Source organism: Aliiroseovarius pelagivivens, assembly GCF_900302485.1.
GTDB lineage: Bacteria > Pseudomonadota > Alphaproteobacteria > Rhodobacterales > Rhodobacteraceae > Aliiroseovarius > Aliiroseovarius pelagivivens.
Window position 1 is genome coordinate 1,168,125 of sequence record NZ_OMOI01000001.1, and the last position, 12,371, is coordinate 1,180,495.

General features: G+C 56.4%; 14 protein-coding genes and 1 tRNA gene. 11 read left to right on the forward strand and 4 right to left on the reverse strand.

Annotation, left to right across the window (positions count from 1 at the left end; all coding sequences use genetic code 11):
* Window positions 1-28 precede the first annotated feature (28 nt).
* A complete protein-coding gene (locus ALP8811_RS05715) occupies window positions 29-940 on the forward strand; it encodes a hypothetical protein (RefSeq protein ID WP_108856183.1) in 912 nt (303 codons plus the stop codon).
* A 127-nt stretch (window positions 941-1,067) separates the two neighbouring features.
* Here ALP8811_RS05715 and ALP8811_RS05720 read toward each other — a convergent pair whose 3' ends face one another.
* Window positions 1,068-2,084, reverse strand: coding sequence for a Fe(3+) ABC transporter substrate-binding protein (locus ALP8811_RS05720; protein ID WP_108856184.1), 1,017 nt, complete (start codon window positions 2,082-2,084; stop codon window positions 1,068-1,070).
* Window positions 2,085-2,179: 95 nt separating this feature from the next.
* Entirely contained in the window at window positions 2,180-3,007 is an 828-nt protein-coding gene (mazG, locus tag ALP8811_RS05725) for a nucleoside triphosphate pyrophosphohydrolase (protein ID WP_108856185.1), read from the reverse strand.
* A 50-nt stretch (window positions 3,008-3,057) separates the two neighbouring features.
* Here mazG and ALP8811_RS05730 point away from each other — a divergent pair, with 50 nt between their 5' ends.
* The 6 genes from ALP8811_RS05730 (at window position 3,058) to ALP8811_RS05760 (ending at window position 8,861) form a co-directional block, all read left to right on the forward strand.
* Window positions 3,058-4,221, forward strand: a complete 1,164-nt coding sequence (locus tag ALP8811_RS05730; RefSeq protein ID WP_108856186.1) for a M20 aminoacylase family protein — start codon at window positions 3,058-3,060, stop codon at window positions 4,219-4,221.
* A 71-nt stretch (window positions 4,222-4,292) separates the two neighbouring features.
* Window positions 4,293-5,255, forward strand: coding sequence for an agmatinase (speB, locus tag ALP8811_RS05735; protein ID WP_108856187.1), 963 nt, complete (start codon window positions 4,293-4,295; stop codon window positions 5,253-5,255).
* A 153-nt stretch (window positions 5,256-5,408) separates the two neighbouring features.
* The gene (locus ALP8811_RS05740; RefSeq protein ID WP_108856188.1) at window positions 5,409-5,837 is read left to right on the forward strand and encodes a DUF1499 domain-containing protein; all 429 of its coding nucleotides are present in this window, start codon (window positions 5,409-5,411) and stop codon (window positions 5,835-5,837) included.
* A 290-nt stretch (window positions 5,838-6,127) separates the two neighbouring features.
* Window positions 6,128-7,183, forward strand: a complete 1,056-nt coding sequence (gene prfA, locus ALP8811_RS05750; protein ID WP_108856189.1) for a peptide chain release factor 1 — start codon at window positions 6,128-6,130, stop codon at window positions 7,181-7,183.
* Window positions 7,184-7,194: 11 nt separating this feature from the next.
* On the forward strand, window positions 7,195-8,028 hold the full coding sequence (gene prmC, locus ALP8811_RS05755; protein WP_108856190.1) for a peptide chain release factor N(5)-glutamine methyltransferase: 834 nt from the start codon (window positions 7,195-7,197) through the stop codon (window positions 8,026-8,028).
* Between the two features lie 242 nt (window positions 8,029-8,270).
* Window positions 8,271-8,861 (forward strand): DUF4167 domain-containing protein, encoded by a 591-nt coding sequence (locus ALP8811_RS05760; RefSeq protein ID WP_108856191.1) that lies wholly within the window; start codon window positions 8,271-8,273, stop codon window positions 8,859-8,861.
* A 66-nt stretch (window positions 8,862-8,927) separates the two neighbouring features.
* On the opposite strand, the gene gpt is transcribed toward ALP8811_RS05760, so the two are convergent.
* Complete coding sequence (gene gpt / locus ALP8811_RS05765) at window positions 8,928-9,449, reverse strand: xanthine phosphoribosyltransferase (RefSeq protein ID WP_108856192.1); 522 nt, start codon at window positions 9,447-9,449, stop codon at window positions 8,928-8,930.
* A gap of 12 nt (window positions 9,450-9,461) precedes the next feature.
* Window positions 9,462-10,280 (reverse strand): enoyl-ACP reductase FabI, encoded by an 819-nt coding sequence (fabI, locus tag ALP8811_RS05770; RefSeq protein WP_108856193.1) that lies wholly within the window; start codon window positions 10,278-10,280, stop codon window positions 9,462-9,464.
* A gap of 158 nt (window positions 10,281-10,438) precedes the next feature.
* On the opposite strand from fabI, the gene pdxH reads away from it, so the two are divergent.
* The 4 genes from pdxH to ALP8811_RS05790 all read left to right on the forward strand — a co-directional run bounded on the left by pdxH (window position 10,439) and on the right by ALP8811_RS05790 (window position 12,356).
* Complete coding sequence (gene pdxH, locus ALP8811_RS05775; RefSeq protein WP_108856194.1) at window positions 10,439-11,044, forward strand: pyridoxamine 5'-phosphate oxidase; 606 nt, start codon at window positions 10,439-10,441, stop codon at window positions 11,042-11,044.
* 114 nt (window positions 11,045-11,158) lie between these two features.
* A complete protein-coding gene (locus ALP8811_RS05780) occupies window positions 11,159-11,704 on the forward strand; it encodes a cold-shock protein (RefSeq protein WP_108856195.1) in 546 nt (181 codons plus the stop codon).
* Window positions 11,701-12,207 carry a DUF192 domain-containing protein gene (locus tag ALP8811_RS05785; protein WP_245924578.1) on the forward strand — a complete coding sequence of 169 codons (507 nt, stop codon included), beginning with the start codon at window positions 11,701-11,703 and terminating at the stop codon, window positions 12,205-12,207. Before ALP8811_RS05780 ends, ALP8811_RS05785 begins: the two co-directional genes overlap by 4 nt.
* Window positions 12,208-12,279: 72 nt before the next feature.
* A tRNA-Pro gene (locus ALP8811_RS05790) sits at window positions 12,280-12,356 on the forward strand.
* The last annotated feature ends 15 nt before the right edge of the window (window positions 12,357-12,371 follow it).

Sequence of the window (12,371 nt, forward strand, 5' to 3'; positions counted from 1 at the left end):
GAAGGTGTTGAGTGTTGGAGGTGCCAGTGTGCGCGCGAAACTGTTTGGAGAGGTGCACCTGCATCTAGGGGCGCATCGAACGGGGTCAACTTCTTTCCAGACGCTGCTGGGCGTGAACTATGATGCCATCCGCGCACATGGTATTCGTGTTGGTTTTACAGGGCGGGGGGCTGTTCCAAATGGTCATTTGGATTTGCAGCTTGGCCACCGCGTGTTTGCTAGAAAAAATCATAGCGAGCGAAAACGTCACATTGCAGAAACTAAGGCAAACTTGGCCCCGTTTGTTAGGAATGGTATCAACCAGCAGTCCATCTTGTCAGAAGAAAATATGCTCGGAGGCATGGCATCGTTTGAGCGAGGTGCGCTCTATCCAGATGTGAAAATGAGGATGGAAATTCTGCGAAAAGCCCTGCTTCCAAGTGCGGTTGGCAACGTGCTTTTGCTGATCCGGTCTTACGAGGATTTTTTCAAATCCGCCTTCCGGAATAGAGCCGAGCGTTATGAGCTGCCAGCGTTTTCAAAGGTTGCGCAGGTGCAATCCGAATTCGACGGAGGCTGGCCAGAGGTCGTCGATCACATCCTGAACGCGCTTCACCCGAAGCAGTTGTTTGTTGTGACTTACAGCCGTGATCGCGACGATCTGGCCCTTTTGAAACAGCTTTGCCCGAAACTAGACGTTGCGGATATGAAGCGCCCAGAAGCGTGGGCGAACAGCAGTTTTTCGGACGGGGCGCTGTTTGAATGCCAAAGGCGTTTACACGCAGGCGAGGCGCTGTCGCGAGATGCATCAAGGGCCATCAGGGATGAATTTGCAGATGCGAAGGTAGATCGACCATTCGCCGTCTACGATCCGGATCAGGCAGCCGTGTTGAGGGAACGATATCAGTCAGATCTCGAGGTTCTGCGACGCCACACCGGAATTACGTTTGTAGAATCCTGAAGGGATTTTCCGGGGCTCCGGGTGCCAGTATCCTTAGAAGCTTGACTTCGGATAAAGATGCCTTGCGAAATCTGCGTGCAAAAAAGGCCCGGCGCGGAGCCGGGCCTTTTCAGGCATATGAAGTGCCTTAGCCGTCGAAGTCGACTTGCTGAACCAATTTCAAGGCTTCGGCGCGATTGCCTGCCACGTCCATCAGGTTCACGCCATCAGCAGTGAAATCACCCCAGCTTGTAACCACGTCGTCAGCCTGAGTACCCGGCGCGATCGGGTATTCAAAGTTCTGTGACGCGTAGATTTCTTGTGCTTTCGGTGACGACAGGTATTCCATCAATTTGATGGCGTTTTCCTTGTTCGGCGCGTGTTTGGCCAGCGCCATACCCGACAGGTTCACATGGGTGCCTGAACCTTCGAACGCTGGGAAAATGACGTTTACGCTGTCGGCCCAAGCTTTCTGTTCTTCATCAGCCAGCATTTTGCCCATGTAATAGGTGTTGCCGATGGCAAGGTCGCATTCTCCGGCCCAGATCGCTTTTACCTGCGCGCGGTCGTTGCCTTGCGGCTTTCGGGCGAGGTTGGCTTTTACACCTTCCAACCAAGCCTTGGTCGATGCCGTGTCATGGTGGGTCAGGTGGGCCGATACAAGGCCAAGAGTGTAGCTGTGAGTGCCCGAACGGGTACAGATGCGGCCATTCCATTTCGGGTCGGCGAGGTCCTCATAGGTGGTGACTTCACCCTCGGCCACGCGGTCTTTCGAGGCATAGACGATGCGTGCACGCGAGGTCAGGCCGAACCACTGGTCACCCGGATCGCGATAGGCAGCGGGAATGTTGCTTTCCAGCACGTCCGATTGCACCGGCTGTGTCAGTCCAGCTTCGACAACACCTGCCAAGCGCGAGATGTCGACGGTCATGATCAAGTCGGCGGGGCTACGTTTGCCTTCGGCCTCAAGACGTTCGACGACGCCTTGTTTCAGGAAAGCCACGTTTACCGTGACGCCAGTGTCTTCCTGGAACGCATCCATCAGGGGTTGGATCAGTTCAGGCTGACGGAAAGAATAAACGTTCACTTCGTCAGCGCTGGCGATAGCAGGGGTGAGGGCGGTTGCTGCAGTCAGGGCAGCGGTAAGTTTGCGGAGGGATTTCATCTCGCACGTCTCCTTGGGTTCGTTGATGCGCCTTAAATCCGAGTCTTTTGATCGGGTCAATACCTGATTAAAATAATCAGAGAAAATGTCGCAAGTTACTTTGCTGCCCGTTCCGCAGCTTTTTCGGCTTCCCACAGCGCATCCATTTCGTTCAAGTCGGATTGCTCGGCGGTTTTTCCCACCGCGGCCAAGCGGCGTTCAATGCCTTTGAAACGCCGTTCGAACTTGGCATTGGCGTGGCGCAGGGCTTCCTCGGGTTCGACATCCAGATGACGGGCAAGGTTGGCAACGACGAACAGAAGATCCCCAATCTCTTCGCGAATCTCGTCTTGTCCTAAAGTGTCGCGGGCCTCGGCCACTTCGCGGGCTTCTTCAATGATCTTATCCAGCACCATGCCAATCTCGGGCCAATCAAATCCCACCCGTGCGGCGCGTTTCTGCAGCTTCACGGCACGCAGAAGGGCGGGCAAACCGATGGCAACGCCGTCCAACACGCCCTGCTGCGCCTTCGCCGCCCGTTCGGCCGCCTTGATGGTTTCCCAGTCGCGGGTCTGCTGTTCGGCGGACTTGTCGCGGTTTTCATCGCCAAATACATGGGGATGACGCGCGACCATCTTGTCAGACATGGTGTCGGCCACGTCGTTAAAGCTGAACAGACCTTTTTCCTCGGCCATTTGGGCGTGAAAGACGGATTGGAACAGCAGATCGCCCAGCTCGCCCTTCAGCTCGTCCCATGCCTCGCGTTCGATTGCATCTGCGACCTCATAGGCCTCTTCGATCGTGTAAGGGGCAATGGTCGAGAAATCCTGTTCGATGTCCCACGGACATCCCGTTTTCGGATCACGCAGACGGCGCATGATCTCGCGCAGGCGGTCCATGCCGCCGTTTGGGTCGTGAACAAGCTGGTCGGATGATTTGGTCATTGCATTTGCCCCTCAATCAGGAAACCTTCAGCCCAATTCAGGAGGGCTCCATGGCTGTTATCAACCGTATCGCTGATTTTGACGAAGATATGAAGGGCTGGCGCCGTTGGTTGCATCAGAACCCCGAGTTTGGGTTGGAATGCCATCAGACAGCCGCCTTTGTCTGCGAGCGCCTGCGAGAGTTCGGCGCGGATGAAATTCACGAGCAGATCGGTGTGTCGGGCGTCGTCGCCATCATCAACGGGCAGGGCGATGGGCCGACCATTGGGCTGCGTGCTGATATGGACGCGCTGCCAATGGAGGAGCTGACAGGGCTGAACTATACCTCGCAAAATCAGGGGTTTATGCATGCGTGTGGCCATGATGGACACACCACGATGCTGATGGGCGCGGCGCGCTATCTGGCGGAAACCCGTAATTTCCGCGGTCGGGTCGCGCTGATCTTCCAGCCCGCTGAAGAGAATTTCGGCGGCGCCAAGCATATGTGTGACGAAGGCATGATGGATTGTTTCGACATATCCGAGGTCTACGCGCTTCACACGATGCCGGGGGTCGAGTTGGGCCGCTTCTTCACCACGCCTGGCCCGATGATGGCAGCAGTGGATACGCTGCGTGTGACGGTTACCGGTGTTGGGGGGCACGCGGCCTATCCGCATGAATGCGTTGACCCGATCCCGGCAATGGTCGCGATGGTGCAAGCGCTGCAAACCATCGTCAGCCGCAACCTGCGTCCTCTGGATGAACTGGTGGTCTCTGTCACGGAAATTCATGCGGGTTCGGCGGATAATATCGTTCCTGAAAGTGGTTGGTTCGGGGCCACCATTCGGTCTTTTACGCCTGAGGTGCGCAAGATGGTGGAAACTAGGATTCGCGAGATATTAGAGGGTCACGCTGCCAGCTTTGGAGTGACCGTCGATATCGACTACGAGCTAGGCTATCCCCCCATGGTCAACACGGCCGACGAAGTGTCCAAGGCTGTCTGCGCGGCGCGTGAAATCTCGGGCGATGCGCGTGTGGATGACGATCAGGGGCGCGAAATGGGCGCCGAAGATTTTGCCTATATGCTGGAAGAGCGTCCCGGTGCCTATCTGTTTCTGGGGCAGGGGGACGGGCCGGGTTTGCACCATCCGAAATTCGACTTCAACGACGAGGCTTCCACCTACGGGGCCAGCTTTTTTGCCCGTTTGATCGAGCGGTTAAACCCTGCCTTGTGATAATATGATCAAATTACTGGCGTGCTGCTTTTGGCTGTGCTAGGCAAAGCCCAACGACAAGGAGGAACGACATGGCTTTGGAAGACGCCGCCAAGCAGGTGGATACCGCGATTACGCGCGATGGTTTTAAAGGGCTTTCCTTTGAAAATACCTTTGGTGGTGTGACGTCCTTTTTGCGACGGACCTATACCAAGGATTTGACCAATGTGGATATCGCCGTGACCGGCATTCCATTTGATCAAGCTGTCACAAATCGCCCCGGAACACGGCTGGGACCGCGTGCAATTCGCGAGGCGTCGAGCCTGCAATCGCCGGATCCGGCCTATGGCTGGGGATTTGACGTTCTGTCAGAATTCGCGGTCGCAGATTACGGCGATCTGGCCTTTGACTATGCACATATCGACGAGTTTCCAGCCACACTTGAGGCGCATATCACTTCGATCCTTGATCAGGACGCGGCATGTCTGACGCTGGGTGGCGATCACTATATCACCTTCCCGATTTTGCGGGCGCATGTGAAGAAACACGGGCCGCTCAGCCTGCTGCAGTTCGATGCGCATACAGACACCTGGGCCGATGATGACATGACCCGTGTGGATCACGGCACCATGTTCTACAAGGCCGTGAAAGAAGGGCTGATTGACCCAGCCCGTTCGGTTCAAGTCGGGATCCGTACGACCAACGAAGACACGCTGGGCGTCAACATCATCGACGCGCGCGAGGTCCACGAAACCGGCCCCGCCGCCGTGGTTGAAAAGATCAAATCCATTCTAGGCGACAACAAGACCTATCTGACCTTCGATATTGACGGTCTGGACCCAGCATTTGCACCCGGCACGGGCACACCTGTCTGGGGCGGTCTGACATCTGCGCAGGTATCGATCATCCTACGTGATCTGGCCGGCATCAACGTGATTGGCGGGGACGTCGTTGAAGTCTCGCCCCCCTTTGACACCACGGGCGCGACAGCCATCGCAGGCGCGCATGTCGCGATGGAGATCTTGAACCTCTGGGCGTTCAACCGGCGCGGCTAAGTGTTTATGTAAAAGTAGAAAAATGAGGCTGCATGCGGGATTGAGATTCAGTTCCGCGTGCAGTTAGCAATTGACGTTATGTCACCCAAGCAAGGGGCTGTTTCGCCGTCGGTCTGACCTATATCTGGTCAGACGTATTGGTAGGAGCCCCTTGTGAAACTGATCCTGATCCTGATTGCGGTGCCTTTGGTCCTTGCGTGCGCGCTTGCCGTGTATGCACGCCTAAAGCCCATCAACGCAGACCGTTTCACATCCATGCCCGGACCTAACGAGGCAGGAGTTTATAAGTTTCCCGGCGGATCGAAATATGTCCTGCCCCTGTCAGAACTTCCTGACGATGCATTGACGAAACTTCTGGACATTGTTCGCCAAACTCCGCGTACCACAGAAGTTTCCACTGATACTGGCAACAGCTTCATTACCCGGTCACGCGGCTTTGGGTTTCCAGATATTACTAGGATCTGGCTGGTCGGGGACAACCTGCATATCCACGCTCATCTTGTGGTCGGCAGATCAGATCTTGGGGTCAATGGCGACAGGGTCGGGCAATGGGATGAAGCGCTGAGGGGATCTCTGCGCTGAAACGCAGCCGTCCGCGGTTTCGCGCCACATGGGCACGTTCAGGCTCATTTCACAGCGTGCGGTGAAGGCGCGACCATTCACAAACAGGCAGATTGACTGTCCAAGCTCGACCCGACCGCCAGTACTGTCGGTACAGTAGCAGTCAATCACTTTTCCACCCGGTCCTGTCACATCTGCATGGATTGGGGTGGCAACCATTGCGACAGCAAATACAAGGCGATGCATCATCCTGTCAGTCTAACACGCCCACGCCCCTTGACCAAATCCACGTAATCAGAGACACCATCCCCATGGTTCCTATGGAAAAACTCAGCGCGATCACCGAGCGCTTTCAGTATCTTGAAGCCCGCATGGCCCAGGGCATGTCAGGCGACGAGATTGCCGCGCTGGGGCGCGAATATGCAGAACTGAAGCCCGTGGTGGACGAAATCGCCAGCTACAAGCAGTTGCTTGATGACATCGCCGAGGCCGAGGCGATGATGGATGACCCGGACATGCGGGAGCTGGCCGAGGAAGAACTGCCTGTCCTGCGTGAACGGTTGCCCGAGATGGAACAATCCATGCGTCTGGCATTGTTGCCCAAGGATGCGGCTGACGCGCGCCCTGCGATGATTGAAATCCGTCCCGGTACAGGCGGGGACGAGGCGGCGCTGTTCGCCGGAGACCTTCTGCGGATGTATCAGCGCTATGCCGAGGCGCGCGGTTGGAGCTTTGATATCGTAGAGCAAAGCCTGTCCGAACTTGGCGGCGTCAAGGAAGTGACCGCCCATGTGAAGGGCGAGGGTGTCTTTGCGCGACTGAAGTACGAAAGCGGCGTGCACCGCGTTCAGCGCGTGCCGGAAACGGAAAGCGGCGGGCGGATCCATACCTCGGCGGCGACGGTGGCGGTTTTGCCCGAGGCCGAAGATGTGGACATTCAGATTGATTCCGGTGATCTGCGGATCGACACGATGCGCGCGTCCGGGTCGGGCGGTCAGCACGTGAATACGACGGATTCGGCGGTTCGGATCACCCACTTGCCCACGGGCATCATGGTGGTCAGTTCCGAGAAGTCTCAGCACCGTAACCGCGAGATCGCGATGCAGGTTCTGAAGACGCGGCTTTATGATCTTGAACGTCAGCGGGTCGATAGCGAACGCGCGGCGGATCGGAGATCTCAGGTCGGATCAGGGGATCGCTCGGAACGGATCCGCACCTATAATTTCCCGCAAGGCCGCATGACTGATCATCGGATCAACCTGACGCTCTACAAGCTGGATCAGGTGATGAATGGTGATCTGGACGAAATCATTGATGCCCTGACTGCAGAAGCACAGGCCGCGCAGCTAGCGGATCTGGACGCGTGACGACTGGTTCGATGCTGTTGGCGGGGGCCGTGGGGCGGTTGCGTACGGCTGGGATCGATGATCCGGCCGTTGATGCACGTCTTCTTCTGGCCCATGCCCTTGAAGTGGATCGCAGTCGCTTGACCTTGGTGCTGCAGGACGATGTAACACCCGATCAGGCAGCTGCGTTCGAACGGGCCATCGAGGCCCGCCTCGACCGCCAGCCCGTCGCTCAGATCGTCGGGCAACGCGCGTTTTATGGGCGGGATTTCATTGTGACCCCCTACGTGCTGGATCCGCGCCCGGATACCGAGCTTTTGGTGGATCTGGCTTTGTCTGCGCCGTTTGAAAACGTCTTGGATCTGGGAACAGGGTCGGGCTGCATCCTTTTGTCTTTGCTGGCAGAGCGTCCAGATGCAGTCGGGCAGGGGGTGGACCTGTCGGACAAAGCTCTGGCTGTCGCCCATCGCAACGCAGTGCAGCTTGACGTTCAGGATCGGGTCACGCTTCACGAAGGTAGCTGGTTTGATGCCATAGACGATGCCGCGCGGTTTGACCTGATCGTTTCGAACCCGCCTTACATCACCCAAGACGAGATGACCGTGCTGTCGCCCGAGGTTCGTGATTGGGAGCCGCATATGGCCCTGACCCCAGGAGGTGACGGGTTGGACGCTTATCGGATCATTTCCAAAGTTGCGCCTGAGTACCTTGCGGTAGGTGGACGGCTGTTGCTTGAAATTGGACACTTGCAGGCGGCAGCAGTCACGGATCTGTGCCGTGCTGCCGGGTTTCAGACCGTCGACGCTCATCAGGATCTGGCAGGAAAGGATCGTGTCGTGGCGGCCTCTGACTACATGGCCGTGTGACCAAGATTTTGTGTCTTAAACTGCGCCAATCGGCGCAAAACACCGCCAATTCTGGCAAATATTCCATATAAGGCTTGTGTTTTCTTGGGCCACATGGTTAGCAAGAGTATCAGCGCCGCAGTCCACTTGGACCGCCGCTGAGAACAAGCCCTAAAAATCGGATCGCCGGCTGCCAAGCAGTCAATGACCGAGACAACAGCGCGGCAAAAGCCGCAAGACTGTGCTGAGACCGGATACTTTATATGAGATCGTCGAAATCACGTTCGCGCAATAAGTCGAACCGCAACCGGAACAACCCGGGAAATATCATCAATCGAGTGTTTGACAGCTCGGGCCCCGAAGGGAAGGTGCGCGGAACGCCGCAACAGATTATCGACAAGTACAACCAGCTGACACGCGATGCGTTCCTGTCGAATGACCGCGTCGCCGGTGAAAACTTCCAACAGCACGCGGAGCACTACACCCGCCTTCTGGGGGAAGCTCAGCGCGAGATCGACAATCGTCGTCAGCAGGCTGATCAGCAGAACCGCGAACGCCAGCAGCGCGAGAAAGACACCCGCGCCGATCGTGCCGAGGCTCAGGCCAATACGGCATCGGACCAATCCGTTCCGGGTGAGGGCGTTCAGCCCGATCTAGGGCAATCGCCGCAGCCTGATATTGCGGATGCCGGTGACAATGGTCTGGTCGAAACACCTGAAAGCAAGCCGCGTCGCCAACCATCGCGCGCGCGCAAGCCGCGCAAACCTGCCCGCAAGGATGAGGCGACTTCGACAGAAGCCGCTCCAGCACCAGCGCCAGAGGCAACCGATCCTTCAGGTGAAGCTGCAGAGTAATAGGCCAACGAGTTGGCAAGAAAAAACCCCGGCTTGACCGGGGTTTTTTGTTTCTATCAGAAAAGCTTAGTCCGTTCCGCGATAGGGCTCTACATATTGTAGGGCCATGTCCCACGGGAAGAAAATCCAAGTGTCCTGGCTGACTTCCGTGATGAACGTGTCCACCTGAGGACGACCTTTAGGCTTGGCATAAACCGTTGCAAAATGCGCCTTGGGATACAACTGACGCACCAGTTCCAGCGTTTTGCCGCTGTCCACCAGATCGTCGATGATCAGAATGCCTTCGCCATCTCCCATCAATTCGGTATCCGGGGATTTCAGCACTTCCGCTTCACTCTGCTGATCGGCTTTGCCGCCGCCTGCGTGATAGGATTTTACGCTGATTGTATCTACGGTGCGGATGTCCAGTTCGCGGCTGACGATCATGGCCGGAGCCATACCGCCGCGGGTGATCGCAACAACGGCGCGCCACGCACCATCATCAGGCCCTTGCCCGTCCAGACGCCAAGCCAAAGCACGGCTGTCGCGGTGGATCTGATCCCAGCTGATATGAAAGCCTTTTTCGTGCGGAAGGCGATGATCGCTCATGGCTTGGGCTCCTTACTTGCGGCCGGTGGTCACGTCGATGTCGGGGGCGTCTACGGCCTTCATGCCGACCACGTGATACCCTGCATCAACGTGATGGGTTTCGCCGGTCACGCCAGATCCCAGATCCGACAACAGATACAGAGCCGAATTGCCCACGTCACCGATGGACACATTGCGACGCAGGGGCGAGTTCAGCTCGTTCCATTTCAGGATGTAGCGGAAATCACCGATACCCGAGGCCGCCAACGTTTTAATTGGGCCAGCGGAAATCGAGTTCACACGGATGCCGTCCTTACCCAGATCTTCAGCCAGATAGCGTACTGACGCTTCCAGTGCTGCTTTGGCCACGCCCATGACGTTGTAGTGCGGCATGACCTGCTCGGCACCGTAATAGGTCAGGGTCAGCATCGAGCCACCATCGGTCATCAGATCGGCCGCACGGCGCGCAACAGCAGTGAAGCTGTAAACCGAGATGTCCATGGTCATGCGGAAGTTCTCGGGGCTGGTGTCGACATAACGGCCGCGAAGCTCGTTTTTGTCCGAGAAACCAATGGCGTGGACGATGAAGTCCAACTTGCCCCATTTCTCTTCCAGAGCGGCAAACAGGGCATCAATCGATGGCTGATCTGCCACATCGCATTCCAGAACAATGTCCGAACCAAGCTGGTCTGCTAGTGGTACGACCCGTTTCTTCAGCGCCTCACCCTGATAGGAAAATGCAAGCTCGGCTCCGGCGTCGGCGCAGGCTTTGGCAATTCCCCATGCAATGGATTTATCATTCGCGAGACCCATAATCAGGCCACGCTTTCCCTTCATCAATTCGGTCGACATAAATGTTCCTCGTCCCGCGATACTGCGTTAAGACCGTTTATGCGATTGACGGTGCGTCTTCAAGTCCGGCATGGCGCTATGTAGTTGTGAAATGGCGGGATTTGGCCAGCCTTTTATAGGTGACCATGCGATTGTGACCCGTATGAGAAGGAATGCAAATGTCTGAACGTGACGGAATTTTCTCGGGTGATGACCCATTTGTCATCGCGCGAAGCTGGTTGGCTGAAGCCGAAAAAAGTGAAGTAAATGATCCCAACGCAATCGCTCTGTCCACAGTTGATGCGGATGGTTTGCCCAATGCGCGCATGGTGCTTCTGAAAGACATCGAAGATGACGCCTTCGTTTTTTATACGAACTATGGCTCGGTCAAAGCGCAGGAAATCGAGCAGGCGGGGAAGGCTGCCTTCGTCATCCACTGGAAAAGCTTAAGGCGGCAGATTCGCGTTCGTGGCACCGTAACTCGTGAAGAAGGCGTGCAGGCGGACAATTACTTTGCGTCACGTTCCCTTAAAAGCAAACTAGGAGCTTGGGCGTCACGACAAAGCCAGCCCTTGTCGTCGCGCGCCAATTTGATGGCCAAAGTTGCGAAGGTGACGGCGCAGCACGGACCAAGCCCGCAACGCCCTGACTTCTGGGGTGGATACCGTATCCTGCCAAGCGAAATCGAGTTTTGGGCGGATGGTGCATTCCGGCTGCATGATCGGTTTCGCTGGACGCGTTCGGGGCAGGACCAAAACTGGCAAGTAGAGCGCCTGAACCCCTGAAAATCTTACTGCTTCGTGGCTCTACCTATCCAAAAATACAGGTGTGAAGGGCTTGCGTCGCTCGTGCAAACGCCCCAATAGTAAAGATGGGGATGAAATGTGCTAGAGGTTGATATGTCGCAGATTGGTGACGCCCACGCGGCAGATGTTGTGCAGGGGCAGGTCAAATGGTTTGATCCGAACAAGGGGTTCGGGTTTGTGGTTGCGAATGAAGGCGGCGCAGATATTCTGTTGCATGCCAATGTTTTGCGTAATTTTGGCCAGAGTTCTGTTGCCGATGGTTCCAGCATCGAAATCACCGTTCAGGCGACCGATCGTGGCCGTCAGGCAATCAGCGTGTTGTCAATCACACCCCCGGAAGGGGAAAGCATCCATCAGTTGGAAGAGATCGTTGAAGGGTTGGTTGACCCCGACAGCATCGGCGAGATGGAACCAGCCCGCGTCAAATGGTTCGACAAGGCCAAAGGTTTTGGGTTCGCCAATGCATTCGGAAGCTCAGACGACATCTTCGTGCATATCGAAGTGCTGCGTCGCTCGGGCCTTGCCGATCTTCAACCAGGAGAGGCGATCAGCATCCGCGCGGCCGATGGAAAACGCGGAAAAATGGCGGTTTCCGTACATGCTTGGGATGCTGCCGTCGACGACGAGACCGCATCTTGAACTTATCCCTGCGCAAGGGTGTGATAGCTTTTTGCGCGTTTCTTCCCGCCACTCTGAGCGCCCATTGGGCCCAAGCCTCTGACTGCCATTCGAATCGCATCAGTATTCGCGGTGACTGGGGCCAAGCAGCCTTTACGGTCGAGGTCGCGGACGACCCGCGCGAACGAGCCCAGGGGCTGATGTTTCGCGAACATATGCCGACGACCCATGGAATGCTGTTTCTCTTTGAGACTCCTCAGCAGGTCGGATTTTGGATGAAAGACACGCTGATAGCGCTGGATATGATTTTTATCCAACCTGATGGCACGGTGTCCCGGATACATGAAAATGCGATCCCTCACGACACAACCGTGATCGACGGAGGGCCGGGCGTCCTAGCTGTTCTTGAGGTGAACGGTGGGCTGTCTGCGCGATTTGGTATCTCCGAAGGCAGTGAGTTGCAGCACCCCGCTTTAGATCAAGCACTGGCCGCATGGCCTTGTGATGCACCGAGCGCGGATTAATCGACCAACATTTCACTTTGTGAGGATTTCTCTCTTTTCATTGCCGAAACACATCGGTAAGGAAGAGGCGTTCGGGGCGTAGCGCAGTCTGGTAGCGCACCTGTTTTGGGTACAGGGGGTCGCAAGTTCGAATCTTGCCGTCCCGACCACTCTTCACCAATAGA

Excerpts from the sequence above, each read along its gene's own strand:
- prfA (WP_108856189.1), top strand. The coding sequence starts at position 6,128 with ATGGTTCCTATGGAAAAACTCAGCGCGATCACCGAGCGCTTTCAGTAT.
- ALP8811_RS05780 (WP_108856195.1), top strand. The coding sequence starts at position 11,159 with ATGTCGCAGATTGGTGACGCCCACGCGGCAGATGTTGTGCAGGGGCAG.
- ALP8811_RS05720 (WP_108856184.1), bottom strand. The coding sequence starts at position 2,084 with ATGAAATCCCTCCGCAAACTTACCGCTGCCCTGACTGCAGCAACCGCC.
- fabI (WP_108856193.1), bottom strand. The coding sequence starts at position 10,280 with ATGTCGACCGAATTGATGAAGGGAAAGCGTGGCCTGATTATGGGTCTC.
- pdxH (WP_108856194.1), top strand. The coding sequence starts at position 10,439 with ATGTCTGAACGTGACGGAATTTTCTCGGGTGATGACCCATTTGTCATC.
- gpt (WP_108856192.1), bottom strand. The coding sequence starts at position 9,449 with ATGAGCGATCATCGCCTTCCGCACGAAAAAGGCTTTCATATCAGCTGG.
- ALP8811_RS05730 (WP_108856186.1), top strand. The coding sequence starts at position 3,058 with ATGGCTGTTATCAACCGTATCGCTGATTTTGACGAAGATATGAAGGGC.
- mazG (WP_108856185.1), bottom strand. The coding sequence starts at position 3,007 with ATGACCAAATCATCCGACCAGCTTGTTCACGACCCAAACGGCGGCATG.
- prmC (WP_108856190.1), top strand. The coding sequence starts at position 7,195 with ATGCTGTTGGCGGGGGCCGTGGGGCGGTTGCGTACGGCTGGGATCGAT.
- speB (WP_108856187.1), top strand. The coding sequence starts at position 4,293 with ATGGCTTTGGAAGACGCCGCCAAGCAGGTGGATACCGCGATTACGCGC.
- ALP8811_RS05760 (WP_108856191.1), top strand. The coding sequence starts at position 8,271 with ATGAGATCGTCGAAATCACGTTCGCGCAATAAGTCGAACCGCAACCGG.